Source organism: Rhizobium sp. YAF28, assembly GCF_052113285.1.
Lineage (GTDB): Bacteria > Pseudomonadota > Alphaproteobacteria > Rhizobiales > Rhizobiaceae > Rhizobium.
The window spans coordinates 384,523-408,842 of the sequence record NZ_JBFRCX010000002.1; the positions used below are offsets into that span (position 1 = coordinate 384,523).

Here is a 24,320-nt window from a genome sequence, read left to right on the forward strand (position 1 = left end):
CCCGCAACACCCGGATTCCGTCCATGACCTCACGTTCTGAAACCAATACTTTTCTGACCGGCCCGCTGCTTGCCGTTTTTGCCCGCACGGCGCTGCCGATCATTCTGATCACTACCATCAACGGCCTGTTCGCCGTGGTGGACGCCTATTTCCTCGGCGCCTATGTTGGGGCTGGCGCACTGTCGGCCGTTACCCTGATTTTCCCTGGCCTGATGATGCTCGTCGCCCTGCAGTCGCTCGTCTCGAACGGCATGGCAAGCATCCTTGCCCGCGAGCTTGGCGGCGGCAATCGCGATGCCGCCCGGCGCACCTTCGCGGCTGCCCATGTGCTGGCAATCGTGGTGGTGCTTGTCATCAACGTGATTTACTGGACCGTCGGCTGGAACGTCGTCGCAAATGCGGCAGGTGGTGACCTCACAGTAGCCGAAAATGCCCGCACCTTCATGGGTATCATGATCGGTGCCGCGCCAATCGCCTTCTTCCTGTCGCTCAATATCGACGCCCTGCGCAGTGAAGGCCGGATCGGCTTCATGACCATGGTGATGCTCGCTGCCACGGCACTCAACATCGTCGCCAACTGGTTCTTCATGGCGATTCTGCAATGGGGTGTGGCCGGCTCAGCGCTGGGCTCCGTGCTGGCGCAGGCGATCTGCCTCGTTGCCGTGCTGATCTACCGTTGGCGCAATGAGCGCGCACTCCGTCCGGCATCCCGCTTTCCGCTTTCGGATTGGCGGCCGATCCTGGCGCTTGGTGCGCCGATGAGCCTCGGCTTCATCGGCATCTCGCTCTGCTCGGCAGCCGTGATCTTCAACCTGTCGATCTGGGGCGAGGGCGACTATGTCGCAACCATCGGCGCTTACGGCATCATCACCCGCGTCATGACGCTCGCCTATCTGCCGCTGCTTGGCCTCAACATCGCTTCCCAGACGATTTGCGGCAACAATTACGGAGCGGGTCTTTCAGAGCGGGTCGGCCGCAGCCTGCAGATCGCCTTGATCGCAGCGCTCGTCTACTGCACTGGCGTCGAGATTACGGTGGAGCTGCTGGCAACTCGCATCGGCCACATCTTCGTTGCTGATCCGATCGTCATCGCCGAGGTCTCGCGCATCCTGCCCTGGACGGTCGGCGCTTATTTCCTGTTCGGTCAGATGATCGTGCTGTCAGGCTATTTCCAGGCGATCGGCGATGCCAAACGTGCGGCGATCTTCGGTCTGTCGCGTGCCTATCTCTTCACGCTGCCGCTGACTTTTCTGCTGCCGTATGCTTTCGGGGAGATGGGCATCTGGATGGTGCCGGTCTTTGCCGAGGCCTGCATGTTCCTGCTGGCCTTTTCCGTACTTGCGCGCAATGCGAAACGGCTTGGCTGGCGCTACGGGCTGTTGCCTGCCTGAAGGCAAGCAATTCCAGCAAAAGTGTGCAGCGGTTTTGCGTCCGGAATTGCGTAAAACAAAGAAACAAGGCCGCGCCTTTTTCGGCGCGGCCTTGCTTTCAATTCTGACCTGCTGCAGGTGCGGATGCCACAGCCGCCTCCGCTTCTCCGAGCGCCTGAGCGCATTCCTCGCAGCAGACCTCGACGGTCTTCCCGCCAAGCTTGACGCTGATGGCATCAGGTCCGAGTTCGCAGTCGCAGGCAGCGCATGTGGTCTTCTTCATCTTGTCATCCTCCGGTTGGGTCCCCGTCTGGGGTAGGATCATAAGACCACTGCTGGCCCTTTCGTCGCTGTCGAATTCTTTAGCGACTTTACGCCCGCAGCCGCGTCGCGCGCTGGAATTCCGCCGGCGTCTGGCCATAGGCCTGGCGGAAGGATGAGGTGAAATGGCTGTGGCTGGAAAAGCCGAGATCGAGGCCGAGCGCAGTCAGATCCTCATACTCACCGAGCAGATCGAGCGCACGGGCAAGGCGAAGCCGAAGCTGGTAGCGATAGAGCGGCGTCGCCTCCACCTGCTGGAAGACCTGCGTGAGATAGACAGGCGAAACGCCGACTTCGGTCGCGATTTCCGCCAGCGTCCACCGCCGCGCCAGATCAGAGGAGAGCACGAGCTTTGCCCGGTCGACAAGTTTCTGCCGTCCGGCACTGGCACCCGCCGCATGCGAGGTGCGCTCGCCGAGCGAGCGGCGTACGAGCGTCAGCGCCAGCGTTTCCGCCTCCAATGTCTCGGCAACGTTGCGGCGAAGGCCATGGCGCAGAAGGGCGACAAGCGCCTGCGCGCGCGGATCGACACGCCGGCGCTGGCGTTTGAAGCCGAACAACTCGCCGGCCTGTACCTGATCCCTAGGCGCAAGCTCGGCAAGCAGGGATTCGTCGATAGACAGATCGATGCAGGCATCGCCGCCATCGACCGGATGGCTGATGCGGTAGCCTTGCCCGACATTGAAGAACAGTACCTGATTGGCTTCCGCCACGGTGTCGTTGCGCCCGACATGGCGCATGAAGACGCCGCGATAGGGATAGACGAGACTGGTCTTGTGGGCGCATTCCTCGTCGCTCTTGTGACGGCATTCGCCATTGCAGACGATGTCACGGATCGTGACGGTCTTCGTCTTCAGGAGCAATGCGGTCGAAAATTGCGACATCGGTCTTTCCGGAATTCGGGCGGCGAGCATCGCCCGCCGCACCAGCCTATCACAATCCTTTGTTGTTCCAGTAGTGGCTTGAGATATGCACGTCGCTTTCGATCTGGCCGCGGGAAAGACCGATATCTTTGAGCTGATCGTCGGACAATTCCATGACGGCGCTGCGATTGCGCCGCTCGGCAATCTTGCGCGCCAGCCAGCGCAAACCATCAAGGAGTTTGGCAAGAAGACGGGATTGCCTGATTTCTGTCCGGCGAGTGGTCTGAGAGTAAACGGTAAGGCTTGAGCCGCGCATGGTGTTCCTCCATCCATTGCGTTTGAATGGGAGGATTGAACCATTTGCGCGGCCCGCCCGCTGTCAGATTATTTAGCGATCTGCGGCCCGTTCAGGCTTTCAGCAGCCACTCATGTTCCGGCGCATTGTAGAATTTCCAAACGCGCTTCGGCCCGGCCATGACATTGAGATAATAGAGATCATAGCCATGCGTCGCCGCACAGGGATGATACCCCTTCGGCACAAGCGTCACGTCGCCGTCTTCGATGGCCATCGCCTCATCGAGTGAGCGGTCGTCCGTATAGACACGCTGGAAGCCGAAACCCTGCGGCGGATTGAGGCGGTGGTAATAGGTCTCTTCCAGCATGCTCTCATGCGGAAGGTTGTCCTGATCATGCTTGTGCGGCGGATAGGAAGAGGTGTGACCGCCGGGCGTGATGACCTCGACGACGAGCAGCGAATGCGCCGAGCTGTCATCCTCAGGCATGATGTTGTTGACGTGGCGCACATTCGTGCCCTTGCCGCGCGTCACCGGCGGGTGGGTGCCGGGCGGAATGGCCTTCGCCTCATAGGTACCGCCGCCGGGTGCGGAGCACACGGCAAGCTCGAGATCGGTCTCGGCCGTCACCGACCATGTCGATTCCATCGGTATATAGAGAGCGTGCGGCGCGCCGTCGAAGGGGCTCATGCGCTCGCCGAGCGTGCCGAAATCCCTGGTGCCGGCCGAAGCCTTGCCCTTGCCGCTCACCCAGACGAGGCAGACTTCCCGCTCGCCCGTCTCTCCAGCGGTCGTCTCGCCCGGCTTCAGGCGGTACATGTCGAAGCCGACATAGGTCCAGCCGGCGCTTTCGGGCGTCACATGCGTGACGCGGCCGGTCTTGCCCGACGGTTTTACCTTGAGGTTTGGCATTGGTGTTTCTCCTCCGTTATCCCTTCGGGAAACCTTCCGTCTCCACCGTATAACCGGCCGCCGTCATGACGCGCATCAATTCCGCATGGCCGATCTCCGCCATCTTCTGCGGCGGCGCCTTGCGCGGATCCTGCTCGGCCTCGACAACGAACCAGCCCTCATAGCCGTATTCGGCGAACCGCTTGACGATGGCGCCGAAATCGAGCGAGCCGTCGCCCGGCACGGTGAAGGCGCCGAGCGCCACAGCATCGAGGAAGGATTGCTTGCTGCGATCCAGCCCGTCGACGACGGACTTCCGGATGTCCTTCACGTGCACATGGTTGATGCGGGCGTGGTGATTGTCGATGGCACGCAGCACGTCGCCGCCGGCAAAGGCCAGATGGCCGGCATCAAGCAGCAGCGGAATGCCGGCACCCGAATTCTTCATGAAGGCATCGAGTTCCGGCTCGGTCTCGACGACGGCCGCCATGTGGTGGTGATAGGAAAGCGGCATGCCCTGGTCCGCGCACCATTCGCCGAATTCGGTGACGCGGCGCGCATAGGCTTTCATCTCGTCATCTCCAAGACGCGGCTTGGTCGCGAGCGGCTTGGAGCGATCGCCCTGGATCGAGCGACCGACTTCGCCATAGACGATGCAGGGCGCATTGACCGCCTTGAAGAGTTCAATCATCGGCGCAATGCGGTCCTTGTTGGCCGCAAGCTCCTCATTGACCAGCGTACCCGAGAACCAGCCGCCGCAGAGCGTCACGTCGGCAGCACGCAGGATGGGCAGCATTTCCTGGGGATTGCTAGGGAACCGGCGACCCTGCTCCATGCCGGTAAACCCGGCGGTGCGGGATTGCCGCAGGCATTCTTCGAGGGACACGTCGTCGCTGAGTTCAGGAAGATCGTCGTTCCACCAGGCGATGGGCGACATGCCGAGTTTGGCCTTCATCGATAGTCTCCTTAAAAATAGCGCGGAGGAGCGCTTCCGCTCCTCCAGAAAATGACAGCAATCCGATCAACCGACGCGCTGGGCGGCGCGTGCCTTGACATAGGCCTCATGGGCCTTGTTGACCTCGCCGCGCGGGCTGACTTCCGGCACCGCGACATCCCACCAGTGGCCGCCGGCATCGGTGGTAACAAGCGGGTCGGTATCGATGACGAAGACCGAAGTACGGTCGTTCTTCTTCGAATCGGCGATCGCCTGTTCGAGCTCGGCGATGGAGGAAACCTTCACCGCAATGGCGCCCATCGCTTCCGCATGCGCGCGGAAATCGATCTCGGGCATCACCTCATGATAGGAGTCCTTCAACAGGTTGTTGAAGTTGGCGCCACCGGTCGCCATCTGCAGGCGGTTGATGCAGCCATAGCCTCTGTTGTCGAGCAGCACGATATTGAGCTTGAGGCCGAGCATGACCGAGGTCGCAAGCTCGGAGTTCATCATCATGTAGGAACCGTCGCCGACCATGACGACGACATCCTTTTCCGGATGCGCCATCTTGGCGCCGAGGCCGCCGGCAATCTCATAGCCCATGCAGGAGAAGCCGTATTCCATGTGGTAGCTGCCGGGAACGGTGGCCGGCCACAGTTTGTGCAGCTCGCCCGGAAGGCCGCCGGCCGCGCAAAGCAGCGTGGTCTTCTCGCCGCCGATCGAACGGACAACCGCGCCGATAACCTGCGCATCGGAGGGCAGGGCGGCATTGGTGGCGCCCATCGCTTTGGCGGCAGCCTCCATCCAGACCTTCTTTTCCTTGGTTGCCTTTTCGGCAAGCGCCGTAGGCGCCTTCCAGCCTGAGAGACCGGCCGAGAGTGCCTTCAGTCCCTCGCGCGCATCGGCGACGAGCGGATGGCTGTCATGCTTCAGCGCGTCATAGGCTGCGATGTTCAGGCTGAGCAGTTTGAAGCCTTCATTCTTGAAGAGCGCCCAGGAGCCGGTCGTGAAATCCTGGCAGCGCGTACCGACGGCAATCACCAGGTCGGTTTCCTCGGCAATCGCATTGGCAGCCGATGTGCCTGTCACGCCGACGGAACCGAGCGCCAGAGGATGACGCTCGTCGATCGCCGACTTGCCGGCCTGTGTGACGACGACGGGAACGCCATGCGCTTCCGCAAAGGCTGCAAGCTCCTTGGTCGCCTGCGAATAGAGAACGCCGCCGCCGGCAACGATGACGGGCTTCTGCGAGGCCTTGATCAGCGCAATCGCATTGGTAAGCTCGTCGGCATCCGGCTGCGGACGACGCACCGTCCAGACCTTTTCCTCAAACAGGCTCTCCGGATAGTCGAAGGCTTCCGCCTGAACGTCCTGGCAGAGCGACAGCGTCACCGGGCCGCAATCGAGCGGATCGGTCAGCACCTGCATGGCACGCTTCAGCGCCGTGATGATCTGCTCCGGCCGGGTGATACGGTCGAAATAGCGCGAGACCGGGCGGAAGGCATCATTGGCCGAAACCGTGCCGTCGCCGAAATCCTCGATCTGCTGCAGCACCGGATCGGGCGCGCGATTGGCGAAGATATCGCCAGGCAGGAAGAGCACCGGGATGCGGTTGACATGCGCCACACCGGCCGCCGTCACCATGTTCAGCGCGCCGGGACCGATCGAGGTCGTGCAGGCCATGAAGCGCTGGCGGAAGCTCGCCTTGGCATAGGCGATCGCAGCATGCGCCATGCCCTGTTCGTTATGGGCGCGGTAGGTCGGCAGTTCCTGGCGCACCTGGTAGAGCGCTTCACCCATGCCGGCGACATTGCCGTGGCCAAAGATTGCCCAGACGCCGCCGAAGATCGGCACCTTTTTGCCGTCGACGATGGTCATCTGTACTTTAAGGAAATGCGCGACGGCCTGCGCCATCGTCAATCTTACCGTCTTGCCCATCAGGCGCCTCCCAAATTCACTCTCTTAATTGAGGCCACGCGTTTTCAGCCATGCCTCTGTCAATTGTTTGAAGCGGCCTGCCATATCGCCGATCGCTTGCTCGTCGTTGATCTTGCCCGAAAGCCAGCCGCGCGCGGCATCGGCAAAGATCGTGCGGCCAACCGCAAAGCCCTTGACCGAGGGAGCAGCCAGTGTGGCCTCGAAACCCTTCAACAGTTCGTCGGCGGGAGCTTCGAGCCCCAGCAGCACGATACCGCGGCACCATGGATCATTTTTGGCAATCACTGCATCGATCTTCTTCCAGGCGCCGGTTGAGGCCTGCGGCTCCAGCTTCCACCAGTCCGGCTTGATGCCGAGCGCATAGAGTTCCTCCAGCGCCGTCGAGACCGTATCGTCGGTCAGCGGCCCGTTCTTGCTGGAGATGATCTCCACCAGCAGTTCGCGGCCGACCTTGCGCGCGGCTTCAAAGAGCGTGCGCAGCTTCTCCTGCTGCTCGCTCTTCAGCGCTGCCGGATCGTCGGGATGGTAGAAGCACAGGCACTTGATGCAATGGTCGAGCGGCCATTCCACCAGTTGCGAGCCGATATCCTGGCTGAACTCGAAGCGTAGCGGCTTGGAGCCCGGAAGCTCGACCGGCCGGCCGATCCAGGTGAAATTCTTCTTGGCGGCATCGAAGAAGGCATCGCGTCCGAAGCGCTCGTCGATCAGCATGCCATAGCCCTGCCGCCCACCTGCGACGCGGGAGGCTGCTTCCACCGCCAGCCGCTTGAAGGCGACGATCTGCTTGTAGTCGACGCCGAGCTCGTCGCAGACGCTGGTCAATTGCGAACGGTGATCGATGGCGAGCGCCATCAGAAGCGGGATTGCGCCCTTGCGGGTGGAGGCCCAGTGAATGTGGTTGATCGCCTCGTCCTTGCGCAGCGCGCGGTGTTTACTGCCGTTCTTCAGGAAGAAGTCGAGCTCGGCCCAGGTCGGATATTCCGGCGAGCAGAGCAGGCGGGAAACTGCAAAGGCGCCGCAGGCGTTCGCCCATGTGGCACAGGTCTTCAGCGGCTCATCCTTCAGCCAGCCGCGCAGCAGGCCGGACATGAAGGCATCGCCTGCGCCGAGCACGTTGAATACCTCGATCGGGAAACCCTGGCCGACAATGCCGTCTTCCAGATTGTCGCTGATCGGGCCGTCATAGACGATGCAGCCCATGGCGCCACGCTTCAGCACGATGGTCGCAGGCGAAAGGCGGCGAATTTCTTTCAATGCGCCGAGTACGTCATCGGCACCCGATGCAATCAGGATTTCCTCTTCCGTGCCGACGATCAGGTCGCAATCCGGCAACGTCTCTTTCATCTTCGAGGAGACGCGGTCGGACTTCACATAACGCTCGAAGCCTTCGGCATGGCCGGCAAGGCCCCAGAGATTCGGTCGGTAGTCGATATCGAAAATCACCTTGCGGCCGTTGGCCTTGGCAATCCGGATCGCCTTGCGCTGCGCGGCCTCGGTATTGGGCCGGGAGAAATGCGTCCCCGAGACGAGCACGGCGCGCGAGGACTTGATGAAATCCTCATCGATGTCGCCTTCTTCGAGCGCCATGTCGGCGCAGTCGGAACGATAGAAGATCATCGGCGAGACGCCCTCAGCCTCTACCGCCAGCAGCACCAGCGCCGTCAGCCGATCGTTGTCGGTCTTTATGCCCTTGGTCTCGACACCTTCACGCGCCGATTGCTCAATGATGAACCGACCCATCTGCTCGTCGCCGACGCGGGTAATCAGCGCCGATTTCAGCCCGAGCCGCGCCGTACCGATCGCAATATTGGCCGGGCAGCCGCCGACGGACTTCGCAAACGAGCCGATGTCTTCCAGCCGCGAGCCGATCTGCTGGCCATAGAGATCGACGGAAGAGCGGCCGATGGTGATCACGTCGAGTGTCGGCTCCGGCTGTGAGCCCGGATTCGATTGTACCATGATGTCCTCCCGCTAGATTTTTACGCGGCCTGGAACGCCCGCGAATTTTGAATAATGAAACATCGGTTCCGTCTCTTTGTCAATTCGGAATGTTTATTCCATTTTGGTCTTTACGGGTTTTGAATGCTGCAGTTTGCGCCGTCGCTCGGCAATGGCAACCGGCAGTGCCATGGTGAGCGCCATCGAAGCCGAGAGTGAACGAAAACCGCCGAAATCAGCCTCCGCTACCTCGAACCAATGTGTCGCGCAGGCCGCCAGCGGCGAAAAGGCCGAATCGGTGATCGCAATGACTGGCACGCCGCGATCAGCAAGTTCCTGGCTCTGGGTGAGGCTGTCGGCGGCATAGGGCGAAAAGCTTGCCGCAATCGCCGCATCGCGCGGCGTGGCGAATTGCACCATCTCCGGATCGACGCCGTTCGGTGAGGCAACGATCTGATGACGGATGTTCAGCTTGGAAAAAGCATAGGTCATATGCGCGGTCAGCGGATAGGAGCGCCGCTTGGCGATAAGATAGATGGTCTCCGCTGCCGCGAGGATATCGACGGCCTTGGCAAAAGTGTCCGTCTGCACCGTCGCCGCAAGCCGGTTCACGGACTGGCTCGCCGCCGAAATGAAGCCGGAAAGCAAGGTCGCATCCTCGTCATCCCCGCCGGACTGTTCCAGCGTGACGAGGCGTTCCTCATAGCTCAGCGTCCGGTCGCGCAACCGCTCGCGAAAAATGCTCTGGAGATCGGAGAAGCCCTCATAGCCGAGGTGATGGGCGAGGCGCACCAGCGTGGACGGCTGCACATCGGACGCCGCGGCAATGCTCGCCGTCGTGCCGAAGGCGATCTCGTCGGGATTGCCGAGTGCAAAGGCGGCGACCTGTGCCAACCGTTTCGGCATGCTCGCCTTCCGCTCGATGATCGTACTGCGCAGGCTTTCGAAATCGCGCGGCACACGCGCTCTTTGGGGGTCACTATCCATGCTGACGGCTCAGAAGATGAAACAAATATTCCATATTTCGGAGCATAAACGATTTCCTCGAAGCCGCCTAATTGTTTTTAATAGGCTGAAAATGAAGGGTTTTAGACAGTCTTCGACAAGGCGAGGCGAAATGATGCATCAGGACGTGCTTGTCAAAATGGTCCAAATATTCCAAAAATTCTCCGGATTTGAGGAGGAGACCCTGACATGAAGCCACTCGGCATAGGTTTGATCGGCACCGGTTATATGGGCAAGTGCCACGCACTGGCATGGAATGCGGTGAAAACGGTCTTCGGCGATGTCGAGCGCCCGCGCCTCGTGCATCTTGCAGAGGCGAATGCAGGGCTCGCAACCGCCCGCGCTGCCGAATTCGGTTTCGAGAAAGCGACGGCCGATTGGCGGGCGCTGATTGCCGATCCTGAAGTGGATGTCGTTTCCGTCACCACACCCAACCAGTTCCATGCCGAAATGGCGATCGCCGCCCTTCAGGCCGGCAAACATGTCTGGTGTGAAAAGCCGATGGCGCCTGCCTATGCCGATGCCGAGCGTATGCTTCAGATCGCCAGGCAGTGCGGCAAGGTCGCTGTACTCGGCTATAATTATATCCAGAACCCGATCATGCGGCATATCAAGACGCTGATCGGCGAAGGCGCGGTCGGCTCCGTCAATCATATCCGCGTCGAAATGGACGAGGATTTCATGGCCGATCCTGACGTCCTCTTCTATTGGAAGAGCGAGCTGTCGGCCGGTTACGGCGCACTCGACGATTTCGCCGTCCATCCGCTGTCGCTGCTCTGGTATCTCTTCGGCCATGTCGAGGCCGTCACCACGGATATGGTCAAACCCTATGCTGACCGTCCTCTGAAGGAAGGCGGCCGCCGCGCTGTTGAGAATCACGATGCGGCCAATGTCTTGATGCGCCTTGGCGGCGGTATTTCCGCGGTGCTGATGGCAAACCGCGCCGCCTGGGGCCGCAAGGGCCGCATCGCACTGCAGATCTATGGCTCGAAAGGCTCGATCCTCTACGATCAGGAGCGCATGAACGAATTCGAACTCTATCAGGCCGAAGGACGAGGCTCCGAACAGGGCTTCCGCAAGATACTGGCGGCTCCCGCCCACCAGCCCTATGATCGCTTCATTCCGGCGCCCGGCCATGGCCTCGGCTTCAACGATCTCAAGATCATCGAATGCCGCGAGCTGATCCGGGCGATTTCCGGAGAGCCGGCGTCTATCGTGACATTCGAAGACGGTCTCAGGATAGAGAAGTCGGTTCATGCCATGGCACAGTCCTTCCATGAGCGCCGCTGGATCGAGATCGGCTGAGGCAATGGCCTCGCTTCCGTTGACGGCGTTTGGGGCAGGGGATAGGCCTTGTCCCTGTGGAAAAGCTGATATTCGGGAGTGACATCGTGACGGATAGACTGGTGATCATCGGCGCGGGGCAGGCAGGCTTCGCATTGGCAGCCAAGCTGCGTGCGCTGAAGGATGCGCGTCCGATCACGCTGATTGGCGCCGAAGACGTGCTTCCCTACCAGCGCCCGCCGCTGTCGAAGAAGTACCTGCTTGGGGAGATGGCCTTCGACCGCCTGCTGTTCCGTCCCGAGTATTGGTACCCTGACAATAATGTCGAGATCCGTCTCTCGACCTGGGCCGAGCAGATCAAGCGCGACACGAAACAGGTCCTGCTGCAGGATGGCTCCGTTCTCGACTATGGCACGCTGGCGCTTGTGACGGGCTCCACGCCCCGCCGCCTACCGGCGGCGATCGGCGGCGATCTGGAAGGCGTCTATGTCGCCCGCGACAAGCGCGACGCCGACCTGCTGGCAGGGGAAATGCGACCCGGCCGTCGTGTGCTCATCATCGGCGGCGGTTATATCGGCCTCGAGGCCGCAGCCGTCGCTCGCCATCTCGGCCTAGAGGTGACCGTCATCGAAATGGCCGACCGGATCCTGCAGCGCGTCGCTGCCAGGGAAACCGCCGACATCATGCGCGCGATCCATAAGAGCCATGATGTGTCGATTCGTGAAAAGACCGGCCTGAAGCATCTGATCGGCAAGGATGGTCGCGTGACCGGCGCCGAACTCTCTGATGGCAGCACCATCGACGTGGATTTCGTCATTGTCGGCATCGGCGTCGTGCCGAACGACCTTCTGGCGAAAGAGGCAGAGCTTGAAGTCGGCAATGGAATCATCGTCGACGAATTCGCCCGCACATCCGACCCGTCGATCTTTGCGGCCGGCGATTGCGCGAGCCTGCCTTGGCAGGGCGGCCGCATCCGGCTCGAATCGGTTCAGAACGCCGTCGATCAGGCGGACGCCGCCGCCGCCGTCATCGCCGGCGGCAACGAACCCTATGATCCGAAGCCCTGGTTCTGGTCGGATCAGTATGATGTGAAGCTGCAGATTGCCGGCTTCAATATGGGCTATGACGACACGCTGCTGCGCCCCGGCACCCGCGAAGGAGCGAGCTCCGTCTGGTATTTCCGCGAGGGCAGGCTGATCGCCGTCGACGCCATCAACGATGCAAAAGCCTATGTGACGGGCAAGAAAATGCTGGAATCAGGTATCAACCCCGACCGGGCAGTTCTGGCCGATCCTGCGGCCGACCTGAAGCAGTTGCTGGGCTGAAGTGGAGCCGGCTCGCCCGGCTCTGCAGGCAGTTTCAGTTTTGAACTGTCGCCACCGCGCTTGCCGCCTAAATAAAGGAGGTGTGAAAACTTCAAAAAAAGCTTGATCGCACCGGTGAATACCCATATCAGGGCTCCCACCGGAGAGGTGGCCGAGTGGTCGAAGGCGCTCCCCTGCTAAGGGAGTATACCCGAGAGGGTATCGTGGGTTCGAATCCCATCTTCTCCGCCATCTATTTTCTGTTAAATGAAATCAGATAGATGGCAGCGGTGGCAATCCACCCGCAACGCGATTTTCGCTTGCCTTAATCGGGCTGGGCGACGGCCGTTGAATGCCGCGCCCTGCGATATGGCGGACAAGTGTCGCCGGCTAGAAACGAAAATACAAAGTCACTCCTGACCGCGGACGGTAGCCGTAATAATCGCGGTAGCCGTAATAATCGCGATCGTAATACCGCGGGTATCTATAACCGTAGCGCGGATATCCGTAGCATCTGCCATAATATCCGCAGGAACGGTAGGCGTACCGGTGGTTCCGGTAGCGATCCGCACGCCAATGCCGATAGCTCCGATGTCTGACCTGCTCGACATTGCCGATCTGCACTTGCTCTGCTCTCGGCACGAAGATCGGAGCCGCGTTTAGCGGTGGGGCGAAAGATGCAGCCAGGACCACGGCTGCGAGTGCTGATAATAGCTTTCTCATCGACGTATCCTCTCAGGTTTTCAGCTTGAGCCCCCAGGCGTGAACCTCCGATGAACGGCTTCAGCGATCGAGCGGCCTGGAATCGCCGGCCAGCCGGCCACAGTGTTGGAGGGCCATTTTCCGTCATTGATAGTGTTATGGTCTTTGCGCGCGGCTTCTCGTTTCCGCCGCCTATTTTCTCCGCTCGAAATTCTCCCTGTCGCATGCCTCGTTCCCGAATCGCGATGGTCGCCGGGCGAATCGCATACGGAAATCAATCGTCTCTCGTCGGCCAAAGCTGAAATCGGTTTCGATTTTCGCATTGGCGAGTTTCGCCAGTCGCTAGCCGGTTATCGCAAAAAGGCCGAATCTGGCAGAAAAATGGTGCCGATTTGGCACAGCGGGACGCGCTGCCCTCTTACAAAGCCCAATAAATACCGGGAAAATAAGCACTTTCTTAATAAAGCCTAAACAAGCGGCGGCCCCGTTGCCCAACTTGTGGCCTTTCAGCAACAGGGTTTCGGTAAGGCTTTCGTAAACCCCTTCCGAACACAAGTTGGTGATTGCGTGACAGCTTTCGTCTTGTATTTTCACTCTCGGAAGCAAGGGCTTGACCGCCCGACTTCTTCAAACACCGGAGATGGGGCAGGGAAACGCTGTCCAGGCGTGATCCTATCTCCGATCGAAACTTGAATTGGAGGTCATTATGAACATCAAGAGCCTTCTTCTCGGCTCCGCTGCTGCTATGGCAGTAGTATCCGGCGCTCAGGCAGCTGACGCAATCGTTGCTGCCGAGCCGGAACCGGTTGAATACGTTCGCGTCTGCGACGCTTACGGCACCGGCTACTTCTACATCCCGGGCACGGAAACCTGCCTGAAGATCAACGGTTACATCCGTTTCCAGGTTGACGTTGCTCCGAACGCAAGCTCGATCGGCGCCAGCGGCGGCGGTTCTGTTCCGAACGACTCGGACTGGGACGCTCGTACGCGTGGTCAGGTTCAGTTCACGGCTAAGAGCGACACCGAATACGGCCCGCTCACCGGCGTGATCGTTATCCAGGCCAATGCTGACAACGCTTCGGCTCAGAAGACGCAGCTTGACTCTGCTTACCTCGACATCGCTGGCTTCCGCGCTGGTCTCTTCTACTCTTGGTGGGACGATGGTCTCTCCGGCGAAACGGACGACATCGGCTCCCCGGTCACGCTGCATAACTCCATCCGTTATCAGTACGAAACCGGCGACTTCTACGCTGGCATCAGCGTTGACGAACTGGAAGACGGCCCGTTCTACAACGGCGAACAGCCGAACAACTTCGGCGTAGCAATCGGCCTCGGTGGCAAGGCTGGCGCCTTCACCTACCAGATCACCGCTGGTTACGACACCGACAACGAAGAAGGCGCTGTTCGCGCTATGGGTACCGTTGCTATCGGCCCGGGCACGCTCGGCCTCGCAGCTGTCTACTCCAGCGGCCCGAACGCCTACTACAACAAGTCTGAATGGGCTGTTGCTGCCGAGTACGCTATCAAGGCGACCGACAAGCTGAAGATCACCCCGGGCGTCCAGTACTACGGCAACTACGGCGTAGTTAACGCCGCGACCGATGCTGATTTCTCGGACAACAATGCCTGGAAGGCTGGCGTAACGATCGATTACCAGATCGTCGACAACCTCTCTGCCAAGGTTTCGGTTCAGTACCTCGATCCGGAACATGCTGACGACGTTACCTCGGGCTACTTCCGCCTGCAGCGCGCTTTCTAATCTGATCTGACTTCGGTCATTCAGAGAAGCCCGGCTTTCGAGCCGGGCTTTTTCGTTTCTGCCGGAAGGCCGACGCATATGGGCGATCTGGAAGTCGGTGAAAACTTAGGTGGGGAGCTGGAGCGGAATTAGCCGAGTTCACTGATAAACGTTCGGATCACCGTCGGAATGTCCCCGAGATGCAGAAGCGGTGCGTGGCCTTGGCCTTGTGCCAAGGTCTGCACCATTCCCGGATGCCGCTTCGCCATTTCATCCATCGTCTCCCGCGATAGCAGATTGGAGGTCTCTCCTTTAATCACCAGCAGCGGTATAGATCGCAGCCCCTCGAATTGCTGCCAGAGGTCGGGCAGGGGATTGCTGAAATCGACTGTTTTCAACTGCTCGGCAATGGCCGGATCATAGTCGGCGACAGGTACGCCATTCTGTTCCCGATAGATGGCGTGCGCCATGCCCTCCCAGTCGGTGAGACCAAGTGCGGGAAAGGCAGCACCGTGATTCTCCTTGAGGATATCGACCGCCTCACTCCAGCTTTGAGGTTTGCGAGGACGGTTGAGATAGTCCCTGATCGCCATCAGCCCGGCGGGCTCGATGACTGGGCCGATATCGTTCAAGATGACGCCTGCGAGCAGTTCCGGCTTTATTGCCGCCACCAGATGCAGGATTAGCCCGCCGCGCGAGGTCCCAATGAAGATGGCGCGGTCGATGCCGAACGCAGCGCAGGCGGCAATCACATCGCCGCATTCGACAGCGAGATTGTAATTCGCCTTGTTATCATCCCGATCAGACAGGCCACGTCCGCGATAGTCCAATGCCATGACACGCCGTGGGAAAGCTGCGTCGCGCGACAGAATCAATGCAAGTTCGTGGAAATCGCGGACATTGCGCGTAAGGCCCGGCAGGCAGACGACCGGCAACCGGTCGGTATCTCCGCCGGTCGGCTGGTAGTTACGGGCGTAAAGCCTCAGCCCATCGGTTGATCCATAGAATTTTTCGGTAAACCCGTTCGTGACTGCGTCAGCCATGACATCTCCATCCCGTCCGCCAGAACGAGATGTAGCGTGCTTTCGGCAAGTCTGCCAATCGGCCTCAGGTCGCGCCGCGGCCACCGATGAGGTCGCGCTCGATGTCCGGTGTCTGACCCAGGCGGGCCTTGTAGACCTCGTAATTCTCCATCACCCGCTGCACATAGTTGCGCGTCTCGGGGAAGGGGATGCGCTCGATCCAGTCGACGATTTCGTCGATAGGCTTGCCGCGAGGGTCACCATAGCGGCCGATCCATTCTGGCACGCGCTTCGGTCCCGCATTATAGGCGATGAAAGTCAGGATATAGGAGCCGCCGAAGGCGTCGATCTGCTCGCCGAGATAATGCGCGCCGAGCGTTGCGTTGTAGCCGGCATCGGCTGTCAGCTTGTCCTTGGAATAGGTGATGTTGTTCCGCTTGGCGACGGCCTGGGCCGTGCCCGGCAGGAGCTGCAGCAGGCCACGGGCATTGGCGGCCGAAACGGCGGCCGGATTGAAGGCGCTTTCCTGTCGAGCGATCGCATAGGCGAGCGCCTTGCCGGAGCCGGATATATTGGCGTTGGCGGGAATGACGCCAACCGGAAAGGCCAGCGCCGCGACATCGATACCGCGCCCATAGGCGATCTTGCCGATCTGCAGTGAAAGATGATGGTCGCCCGCCTGCTCGGCTTTGGCCGTCAGGATTGCGAGCTCGCCAGGGCTTTGAAGCTGCTCGGCCAGTGCCAGGTAAATGGCTGCCGCACGCCAGCCATGACCGGCCGATTCGAGCCGCCCGATCGCCTGCACGGCCTCGCGCTGCTGCAGGCTCTGTCGGTCGGCCGCCGTCGGCGACGGATAGGTGACATTCAGTGTCTTCCGTCCAAGCCGCTCGGCCGCAAGCTGGCCGTAGAAGGTGCCCGGAAAATTCGCAGCCTTGGTGAAAAATTCGCTGGCCTTGCCCGGCCCGCCGGCTTCCGCCGATCGCCCGAGCCAGTACCAGGCACGGGAAACGGAAAGCGGGCCGTTCGAAACCTGCAGGATCTTGTGGAAATGCGTCTCGGCCGTCGTCGGGTCCTGCAGTCCGCGCAGCGCATACCAGCCGGCATGGAACTGCGCTTCGACGATATCCGTCGGCACCGTCGCGACGGAGGCGGCGACGATCTGATAAGCCGCCTTGAACTGTCCCTGGTCCACGAGGCCGCGGCTGATGATCCGCTGCTCGTTCCACCACTCGCCCGAGTTCATCAGCTCGCTTCGGTCGCGCGGTATCTGCTGCAAGAGCTTGGCGGCGTCGAGATACTTGTCCTGCTTGCGCAGATATTCGATGCGCGCGAAGAGAAAGCCCGGATCGCTGCGCCATTTCGCATCGATCCCATTCAGCAATGCGCCGGCATTGCCAGCATTGTTGTCGACGGCAGCCCAGGCCTTGTAGAGCGATTGCGCCTGGCCCATGTCGCCGAAGCGCTTGGCCTGTGCCACGCGGCCGCGATACATCAGGTAGTCCATCCGCGTCTTGTGGTCGGCGGCGGTCAGCAGGCCGGCAAATTCGGCCAGGATCTTGTCTTCGGTTGCTTTGTCGAGCGCCTGTCCGTGCCAGATCTTGCCGATATATTTTGCCGCCTGCGCAGACTTGCCGGTTGCTACGAGCGCGCGCGACATAATGATCGCGCCCTGCCACGTCTCGGGCGCCGTATCGCCGAAGGCGTTCAGCACGGCGGCTGGGGCTGGGTTCTCGTCATAAAGCGCACGCTCGGAATTGCCGCGTAGACGTTCCAGACCTGGCCAGCCATTCAGCTCGTCCGAAGCACTGGCGATCTCATAGGAGGGAACGCCTTTCAGGCCGGAAGTGGCGATTGCCCAGGTCAGGATATGGCGGTCGAGTGTACCTGCCGCCATCGTATTGCGGATGGCAAGCGCCTGTTGCGGATCCTTGTTGGAGAGCGCATCGAGGCCAGCCTTCAGATCGCTGTTGACGGGGGCGATCGCCGCATTGCGCGGAATGGACCCGGTCGTGATCGCTTCGGGGAAAGACGCGGTTTCCGGCACGAAACCCAGCGGCTTGACGGCCGGCGCAGGGGCGCCCTCGCCGGGGAGCGGCGATGCAACGCTGCCCCATGCCGCGGCCACCAGGCCGAAGACGGACAGGATCAGAACGGCTCTCTTCATCCGGATTACTCGCAACGAAACCATGCCCCTCCATTTGGCTGGAGGCATCTTAATGAAACCTTACCGTCTCGGGTAAAATTCATTCACATTTGCTATCGGAATTTGCCCTAACCGACCTATGCGCGCTTGTCGCAGCCTTTTCGCCGCTCTATGGTGCGCAACTCTTATTCATGGAATGCGGCTGAAGCAAGGATATCGGCCGTGAGGAGCTTTGCATGTTCAATGGGTCCATCCCCGCGCTCGTAACCCCCTTCACCGATGCCGGCCTGATCGACGAAGACAGCTTCGCCGCCCATGTCGCCTGGCAGATCGGGGAGGGCAGCAGCGGCCTCGTTCCGGTCGGCACGACTGGTGAGTCGCCGACGCTGTCGCATGCCGAGCACAAACGTGTGGTGGAGCTCTGCATCGAAGTTGCCGGCAAACGCGTGCCCGTCATGGCCGGCGCCGGCTCGAACAATACGCGTGAAGCGATCGAACTTGCCCAGCATGCCGAGAAGGTCGGGGCGGACGCCGTTCTGGTCGTCACGCCCTATTACAACAAGCCGACGCAAAAGGGGCTGATCGCTCACTATTCGGCGATCGCCGAGGCCGTGAAGCTGCCGATCTATATCTACAACATCCCCGGCCGTTCGGTCGTCGACATGACGCCGGAGACGATGGGTGCGCTTGCCAAGGCGCACAAGAATATCGTCGGCGTCAAGGATGCGACCGGCAAGATCGAGCGTGTCTCCGAGCAGCGCATCACCTGCGGCAAGGAGTTCCAGCAGCTTTCCGGCGAGGACGCGACGGCTCTCGGCTTCAACGCCCATGGCGGCGTTGGCTGCATCTCGGTGACGGCCAACATCGCGCCGCGCCTTTGTGCCGAGTTCCAGGCAGCGACGACCGCAGGAAATTACACCAAGGCGCTGGAGCTGCAGGACCGGCTGATGCCGCTGCATAAGGCAGTCTTCATGGAACCCGGCGTCTGTGGCGCGAAATACGGCCTCGCAAAGCTCGGCCGCATGAGCCGCAGCGTGCGCTCGCCGCTGATGTCATCGCTCGAGCCCTCGACGGAAGCGGCGATCGACGCCGCTATGCGTCACGCCGGCCTGCTGAACTAAAGCATGTCGCGCAAAACTGTGCAGCGGTTTTGCGATAACGACATGCCTTAAGCGTAAACCCGGCCCGTCTTCACAAGACCGGGCCGTTCTCCTACATAGATAACAGGAAATGAGGGCGCGGCATTCGCGCCCCTCTAATGGAATTATCGTCATGGCCCCCAAAGGCAGCCAGCGTATCGTGAAGAAGGTCGTTGCGGAAAACCGCAAGGCCCGCTTCAACTACGAGATCATCGATACCTATGAGGCGGGCTTGGTGCTGATGGGCACCGAGGTCAAGTCATTGCGCGAAGGCAAGGCCAATATCGCCGAATCCTACGCTTCCGATGAGGATGGTGAGATCTGGCTGATCAATTCCTATCTGCCGGAATATCTGCAGGCGAACCGCTTCAACCATGAGCCGCGTCGCCGCCGCAAGCTGCTTTTGTCCGGGCGTGAGATTAACCGTTTGCGCGCGGGCATCAATCGCGAAGGCATGACACTGATCCCGATGAAGATCTACTTCAACGATCAGGGCCGCGCCAAGATCGAGCTGGCGCTCGCGAAGGGCAAGAAGCTTCACGACAAGCGCGAATCCGAGAAGGAGCGCGATTGGAACAGGCAGAAGAGTCGTCTGTTGAAAGACAACGGCTGACTCTTTGCCTGCAGCATCATGCTATTCGTGAATGAAGATTCAGTCTTCGAAATCGCTGGCCGGTGCTACTTCGGCAGGACGCGGCGGGCGTTCGGAAGGATCTCGGCCGATCTCGGCTTTCAGCGACAGAAGATCGATGAAGTGATCGGCCTGGCGGCGCAGATCGTCGGCGATCATCGGCGGCTGGGTCGACATGGTCGAAATGACCGAAACCTTGCGTCCCTTGCGTTGCAGCGCTTCGACCAGATTGGTGAAATCGCCGTCGCCGGAGAAGATGACGAGATGGTCGACCGTTTCGGACTGTTCCATGGCATCGATTGCGAGCTCGATATCCATATTGCCCTTGATCTTGCGCCGTCCCATGGAGTCGGTAAACTCCTTGGCGGGCTTCGTCACGACCTTGTAGCCGTTATAATCAAGCCAGTCGATGAGAGGACGGATCGAGGAATATTCCTGGTCTTCGATAAGCGCGGTATAGTAGTATGCGCGCAGCAGATATCCACGTTTCTGAAATGCTTTCAATAGCTTGCGGTAATCGATATCAAAGCCCAGACTCTTGGATGCAGCGTAAAGGTTGGCGCCGTCTATGAATAGTGCAATTTTTTCGCGTGGGTCAAACATCGCTTACCAATCCAAAGAGAGTAATCGAAATCCATAAGCCACTAAGCCTAATAAAAACAGCGGCTTGCGGATGTGGCGTCGAGCTGTTCCGTACTTTATGAATTATTCATATATGAAAGATTTAGGGCACGATTCGGGATATTCCAAGCAACCCCCGGTGGAAATGTCATATTGTGCATGGAAATTTAGACCGGCTGCGGATAAAGGCGAGGGGACCCTAACGAAAAACTTGAATTTGCCCGGTTTTAATTGTATCGGGCGTGTTAATCCCGAAAAGACGACCGCAAAGGACAGGCAATGGCCCGTGTCACAGTAGAAGATTGCATTGACAAGGTAGAGAACCGCTTCGAGCTGGTTCTGCTCGCCAGCCATCGCGCCCGGCTGATTTCCCAGGGTGCGTCGATTACCATCGACCGCGACAACGACAAGAATCCGGTTGTGGCTCTGCGAGAAATCGCTGATGAGACCCTGTCTCCTGACGATCTGAAGGAAGACCTGATCCATTCGCTGCAGAAGCATGTGGAAGTGGACGAGCCCGAGCCCGATCCGGCAAGCCTGATCGCCGCCGGTGCAACGGCTAATGCCGACAGCGAAGAGCAGGACGACCTGCCGGAAACGATCACCTTCGACCAGATGTCGGAAGAGGAGCTTCTGGCCGGTATCGAAGGTCTCGTCCCGCCGGAAAAGAGCGACGATTACTAAGCGCATCCCTGGCCCTTGAACGGCCGGGGCTTCCTGCGCGGCAAAAGATCGACGATTACCAATCATCAATCTTGCGCCTGTAAAGCTTAGGCATAATATTGCCCATGTGTGCGCCAATCTGCGATTGGCGCGCTTTTATTTTATTGGAGTGGCTTTGGAATGATGCGGCAGTACGAGCTCGTGGAGCGGGTTCAGAAATACAAGCCCGATGCCAACGAAGCTCTGCTGAACAAAGCCTATGTCTACGCCATGCAGAAGCATGGGCAGCAGAAGCGAGCGAGCGGCGACCCTTACATCTCGCATCCGCTCGAAGTGGCCGCCATCCTGACCGACATGCATCTCGATGAATCGACGATTGCAGTCGCCCTTCTGCATGACACGATCGAGGATACGACGGCGACCCGCGCCGAGATCGACGAACTCTTCGGCGAGGATATCGGCCGCTTGGTCGAGGGCCTGACGAAGATCAAGAAGCTCGATCTCGTCACCAAGAAGGCCAAGCAGGCGGAAAATCTGCGTAAGCTGCTGCTTGCCATTTCCGATGATGTACGCGTCCTGCTGGTCAAGCTTGCCGATCGTCTCCACAACATGCGCACTCTCGACCATATGTCCCAGGAAAAGCGCGCGCGCATTTCTGAAGAGACGATGGAAATCTATGCGCCGCTCGCCGGCCGCATGGGTATGCAGGACATGCGCGAGGAGCTGGAGGAGCTCTCCTTCCGGCACATGAACCCGGAAGCCTACGAGACTGTCACCAAGCGCCTCGAGGAACTGTCGAAGCGCAATGAAGGTCTGGTCAAGAAGATCGAGGCCGAACTGCGCGACCTGCTGATCGCCAATGGATTGGCGACTGCCTATGTCAAGGGTCGGCAGAAGAAGCCCTATTCGGTGTTCCGCAAGATGCAGTCGAAGTCGCTCTCCTTCGAGCAGCTTTCCGATGTCTACGGTTTCCGCCTCATCGTCGAGGATATTCCCTCCTGCTACCGTGCGCTCGGCATCGTGCATACGCGCTGGCGCGTCGTGCCCGGCCGCTTCAAGGATTATATCTCGACCCCGAAGCAGAACGACTACCGGTCGCTGCACACCACCATCGTCGGCCCGTCGATGCAGCGCATCGAACTGCAGATCCGCACCAAGCGCATGCATGAGATCGCCGAGTTCGGTATTGCCGCTCATACGCTCTATAAGGACGGCGCCACCAATGCCGATGGCGATATCCTCTCGCGCGAAAGCAATGCCTATTCCTGGCTCCGGCACACGATCGAGGCGCTCGCCGAAGGTGACAGCCCCGAAGAGTTCCTCGAGCACACCAAGCTCGAGCTGTTTCAGGATCAGGTCTTCTGTTTCACGCCGAAGGGCAAGCTGATTGCCCTGCCGCGCGGTGCGACACCGATCGACTTTGCCTATGCCGTTCATACCAACATCGGCGACACGACCGTCGGCGCCAAGATCAATGGCCGCATCATGCCGCTGGTGACCCGCCTCAACAATGGCGACGAAGTGGAGATCATCCGCTCCGGCGTGCAGGTGCCGCCGGCCGCCTGGGAAGAGATCGTCGTGACAGGCAAGGCGCGCGCAGCCATCCGCCGCGCGACGCGCATGGCGATCCGCAAACAATATGCCGGTCTCGGCCACCGCATCCTGGAGCGCACCTTCGAGCGCGCCGGCAAGATCTTCTCGCGTGACGCCATGAAGCCGGCCCTCCACCGGCTGGGGCAGAAGGATGTGGAAGATGCGATCGCTGCCGTCGGCCGCGGCGAAATGTCTTCGCTCGACGTGCTGCGCGCCGTCTATCCCGATCATCAGGACGAGCGCGTCACCGTCAAGCCGGCCGGCGACGAGGGCTGGTTCAATGTCCGCAGCGCCGCGGGCATGATCTTCAAGATCCCCGGCAAGACCAAGGCCGATCTCGATGGCGAGCGCGCCTCCACCGAGAGCGATCCCGATATCGTGCCGATCCGCGGCCTCTCCGGCAATGTCGACGTCAAGTTCTCGCCGACCGGCGCCGTGCCCGGCGATCGCATCGTCGGCATCATGGAAAAGGGCAAGGGCATCACCATCTATCCCATCCAGTCGCCATCGCTGCAGCGCTTCGATGATCAGCCGGATCGCTGGATCGACGTACGCTGGGATCTCGATGAGGCCAACAAATCCCGGTTCATGGCTCGCATCATGGTCAACGCGCTGAACGAGCCCGGCACGCTGGCTAAGGTGGCGCAGACGGTCGCAAGCCTCGACGTCAATATCCGCATGCTGAACACGGTACGTGTGGCCGCCGACTTCACCGAAATGGTGCTGGAAGTGGAAGTCTGGGACCTGCGTCAGCTGAACCAGCTTCTCTCTCAGCTCAAGGACCTGGACTGCATCGCGACGGTCCGGCGCCTCTACGAGTAGGAATTTATTAAAGTTTTGCCGATCGCAAAATTGCGCTTTGCATATTTTGTGATCATTTAATGGCCGAATCGGCATATTGAAAAGGCAAGCCATGCGCCCTCTGCATGGCTGTGCTCCGGTTACAGCGGTAGTAATTAACCGTTGCCGCGACTATCTTCTGGTCATCAAGAAATGAAACGAAGATGAGGCAAAGCAATGTTTGAACCGATCAGGAAATTCGCCCGCGCCCTTCGCGCTCCGACCGCTCAGGAACGTGAAATGGCATATCTCAATGGCTCGCATGACCGTATTGATCTTGAATATCGTCAGCGTCAGGTCGATCGCGGCATCTTCCGTAATCGCTAATCACTGAGATATACTTGACGTAAGGAAGGGGGCGTTATGCATGGTCCACGCCCCTTGGAAGAAAAGAAGAATAGACGGCCTGTTTGTGAAGCGGTTCCATTTGCCGCTCTTGTCATGGCGGTGTGCACTGCACTAAATACGCGCCATGTTGTTTCGCCGTCGCAAGCCTGCGGGATTTAAGGAAAAGCTGCGAGAGCTCGTATGGCCTCGCAAGGGTTTTCTGCGCCCGCCAAAATATCTCATGATGCGCGTCCTGCGCCTGACTGCCTCGCCGCATGCCGTTGCGGTGGGCGTCGCTGCGGGTGTCTTCGTTTCGTGGACACCCTTTATCGGCGTGCATTTCGTCATGGCCTTCGTGATCACCTATTTCCTGTCGGGCAATATGGTGGCGGCGGCACTTGGCTGCGCGGCCTTCGGTAATCCGCTGACCTATCCCTTCATCTGGGGCATTACCTGGGAAGTCGGCCACCTGCTGCTCAGCCGGCAGGACCAGATGGCCGGACAGACGATCGATCTTGCTGAGCTCTTCCACAAGCTGCAATTCACGGAACTCTGGAAACCGGTGCTGGAGCCGATGCTGATCGGCGCCATCCCGCCGGCGGCTATCACCTCGGTTGCGCTTTATGTACTGACATTCTACACCGTGAGGGGCTTTCAGGCGCGTCGCCGCGCCCGGCTGATGGAACGTGCGCGTCTCAGGCTCGGCGATCCCGCCACCGAGATGCCGACCGTCTGAGCCCGAAGCAGTTCTATCCCGAAA

General features: G+C 60.0%; 22 protein-coding genes and 1 tRNA gene. 11 read left to right on the top strand and 12 right to left on the bottom strand.

What is annotated here, in order from left to right; genetic code table 11:
• The first annotated feature begins 23 nt into the window (after positions 1–23).
• The gene (locus tag AB4Z13_RS06200) at positions 24–1,391 is read left to right on the top strand and encodes an MATE family efflux transporter (protein WP_439014476.1); all 1,368 of its coding nucleotides are present in this window, start codon (positions 24–26) and stop codon (positions 1,389–1,391) included.
• 97 nt (positions 1,392–1,488) lie between these two features.
• On the opposite strand, the gene AB4Z13_RS06205 is transcribed toward AB4Z13_RS06200, so the two are convergent.
• The 8 genes from AB4Z13_RS06205 to AB4Z13_RS06240 all read right to left on the bottom strand — a co-directional run bounded on the left by AB4Z13_RS06205 (position 1,489) and on the right by AB4Z13_RS06240 (position 9,535).
• The gene (locus AB4Z13_RS06205; RefSeq protein ID WP_439014477.1) at positions 1,489–1,653 is read right to left on the bottom strand and encodes a hypothetical protein; all 165 of its coding nucleotides are present in this window, start codon (positions 1,651–1,653) and stop codon (positions 1,489–1,491) included.
• Positions 1,654–1,741: 88 nt separating this feature from the next.
• Positions 1,742–2,575 (bottom strand): helix-turn-helix domain-containing protein, encoded by an 834-nt coding sequence (locus tag AB4Z13_RS06210; RefSeq protein ID WP_113324166.1) that lies wholly within the window; start codon positions 2,573–2,575, stop codon positions 1,742–1,744.
• 49 nt (positions 2,576–2,624) lie between these two features.
• Positions 2,625–2,870, bottom strand: a complete 246-nt coding sequence (locus AB4Z13_RS06215) for a DUF1127 domain-containing protein (RefSeq protein ID WP_113324165.1) — start codon at positions 2,868–2,870, stop codon at positions 2,625–2,627.
• A 91-nt stretch (positions 2,871–2,961) separates the two neighbouring features.
• Positions 2,962–3,759, bottom strand: coding sequence for a 5-deoxy-glucuronate isomerase (iolB, locus tag AB4Z13_RS06220; RefSeq protein ID WP_310382793.1), 798 nt, complete (start codon positions 3,757–3,759; stop codon positions 2,962–2,964).
• 16 nt (positions 3,760–3,775) lie between these two features.
• On the bottom strand, positions 3,776–4,693 hold the full coding sequence (gene iolE, locus AB4Z13_RS06225) for a myo-inosose-2 dehydratase (protein ID WP_439014478.1): 918 nt from the start codon (positions 4,691–4,693) through the stop codon (positions 3,776–3,778).
• A gap of 66 nt (positions 4,694–4,759) precedes the next feature.
• Positions 4,760–6,610 (bottom strand): 3D-(3,5/4)-trihydroxycyclohexane-1,2-dione acylhydrolase (decyclizing), encoded by a 1,851-nt coding sequence (iolD, locus tag AB4Z13_RS06230; RefSeq protein ID WP_113324162.1) that lies wholly within the window; start codon positions 6,608–6,610, stop codon positions 4,760–4,762.
• Between the two features lie 24 nt (positions 6,611–6,634).
• Positions 6,635–8,569, bottom strand: coding sequence for a bifunctional 5-dehydro-2-deoxygluconokinase/5-dehydro-2-deoxyphosphogluconate aldolase (locus tag AB4Z13_RS06235; protein WP_439014479.1), 1,935 nt, complete (start codon positions 8,567–8,569; stop codon positions 6,635–6,637).
• A 93-nt stretch (positions 8,570–8,662) separates the two neighbouring features.
• On the bottom strand, positions 8,663–9,535 hold the full coding sequence (locus AB4Z13_RS06240; RefSeq protein ID WP_439014480.1) for a MurR/RpiR family transcriptional regulator: 873 nt from the start codon (positions 9,533–9,535) through the stop codon (positions 8,663–8,665).
• A 207-nt stretch (positions 9,536–9,742) separates the two neighbouring features.
• Between AB4Z13_RS06240 and AB4Z13_RS06245 the strand changes: the two genes are divergently transcribed.
• The 3 genes from AB4Z13_RS06245 to AB4Z13_RS06255 all read left to right on the top strand — a co-directional run bounded on the left by AB4Z13_RS06245 (position 9,743) and on the right by AB4Z13_RS06255 (position 12,393).
• A complete protein-coding gene (locus AB4Z13_RS06245) occupies positions 9,743–10,858 on the top strand; it encodes a Gfo/Idh/MocA family protein (protein ID WP_439014481.1) in 1,116 nt (371 codons plus the stop codon).
• 86 nt (positions 10,859–10,944) lie between these two features.
• A complete protein-coding gene (locus AB4Z13_RS06250) occupies positions 10,945–12,162 on the top strand; it encodes an NAD(P)/FAD-dependent oxidoreductase (RefSeq protein WP_439014482.1) in 1,218 nt (405 codons plus the stop codon).
• 141 nt (positions 12,163–12,303) lie between these two features.
• Positions 12,304–12,393 (top strand) — tRNA-Ser (locus AB4Z13_RS06255).
• A 138-nt stretch (positions 12,394–12,531) separates the two neighbouring features.
• On the opposite strand, the gene AB4Z13_RS06260 is transcribed toward AB4Z13_RS06255, so the two are convergent.
• Positions 12,532–12,864 (bottom strand): hypothetical protein, encoded by a 333-nt coding sequence (locus AB4Z13_RS06260; protein ID WP_113324158.1) that lies wholly within the window; start codon positions 12,862–12,864, stop codon positions 12,532–12,534.
• 685 nt (positions 12,865–13,549) lie between these two features.
• Between AB4Z13_RS06260 and AB4Z13_RS06265 the strand changes: the two genes are divergently transcribed.
• Entirely contained in the window at positions 13,550–14,602 is a 1,053-nt protein-coding gene (locus AB4Z13_RS06265; RefSeq protein WP_439014483.1) for a porin, read from the top strand.
• 128 nt (positions 14,603–14,730) lie between these two features.
• Here AB4Z13_RS06265 and AB4Z13_RS06270 read toward each other — a convergent pair whose 3' ends face one another.
• Together AB4Z13_RS06270 and AB4Z13_RS06275 are read right to left on the bottom strand one after the other, a co-directional pair.
• The gene (locus tag AB4Z13_RS06270) at positions 14,731–15,624 is read right to left on the bottom strand and encodes an alpha/beta fold hydrolase (RefSeq protein ID WP_439014484.1); all 894 of its coding nucleotides are present in this window, start codon (positions 15,622–15,624) and stop codon (positions 14,731–14,733) included.
• A gap of 64 nt (positions 15,625–15,688) precedes the next feature.
• Positions 15,689–17,767 carry a transglycosylase SLT domain-containing protein gene (locus AB4Z13_RS06275; RefSeq protein ID WP_439014485.1) on the bottom strand — a complete coding sequence of 693 codons (2,079 nt, stop codon included), beginning with the start codon at positions 17,765–17,767 and terminating at the stop codon, positions 15,689–15,691.
• A gap of 215 nt (positions 17,768–17,982) precedes the next feature.
• On the opposite strand from AB4Z13_RS06275, the gene dapA reads away from it, so the two are divergent.
• Entirely contained in the window at positions 17,983–18,867 is an 885-nt protein-coding gene (gene dapA, locus AB4Z13_RS06280; RefSeq protein ID WP_439014486.1) for a 4-hydroxy-tetrahydrodipicolinate synthase, read from the top strand.
• A 151-nt stretch (positions 18,868–19,018) separates the two neighbouring features.
• Entirely contained in the window at positions 19,019–19,498 is a 480-nt protein-coding gene (gene smpB / locus AB4Z13_RS06285) for an SsrA-binding protein SmpB (protein ID WP_007820124.1), read from the top strand.
• A gap of 39 nt (positions 19,499–19,537) precedes the next feature.
• Here the strand turns inward: smpB and AB4Z13_RS06290 are convergent, their stop codons facing one another.
• Positions 19,538–20,119, bottom strand: coding sequence for a LabA-like NYN domain-containing protein (locus AB4Z13_RS06290; RefSeq protein ID WP_007820126.1), 582 nt, complete (start codon positions 20,117–20,119; stop codon positions 19,538–19,540).
• Positions 20,120–20,416: 297 nt separating this feature from the next.
• On the opposite strand from AB4Z13_RS06290, the gene rpoZ reads away from it, so the two are divergent.
• The 4 genes from rpoZ (at position 20,417) to AB4Z13_RS06310 (ending at position 24,296) form a co-directional block, all read left to right on the top strand.
• A complete protein-coding gene (gene rpoZ / locus AB4Z13_RS06295; RefSeq protein ID WP_007820129.1) occupies positions 20,417–20,821 on the top strand; it encodes a DNA-directed RNA polymerase subunit omega in 405 nt (134 codons plus the stop codon).
• Between the two features lie 159 nt (positions 20,822–20,980).
• Entirely contained in the window at positions 20,981–23,215 is a 2,235-nt protein-coding gene (locus tag AB4Z13_RS06300) for a RelA/SpoT family protein (protein ID WP_113325272.1), read from the top strand.
• Between the two features lie 195 nt (positions 23,216–23,410).
• Positions 23,411–23,560: a DUF3563 family protein gene (locus AB4Z13_RS06305; protein WP_018115599.1), complete on the top strand. Its 150-nt coding sequence runs from the start codon at positions 23,411–23,413 to the stop codon at positions 23,558–23,560.
• A 145-nt stretch (positions 23,561–23,705) separates the two neighbouring features.
• Positions 23,706–24,296 (top strand): DUF2062 domain-containing protein, encoded by a 591-nt coding sequence (locus tag AB4Z13_RS06310; RefSeq protein WP_439014487.1) that lies wholly within the window; start codon positions 23,706–23,708, stop codon positions 24,294–24,296.
• Positions 24,297–24,320: the final 24 nt, after the last annotated feature.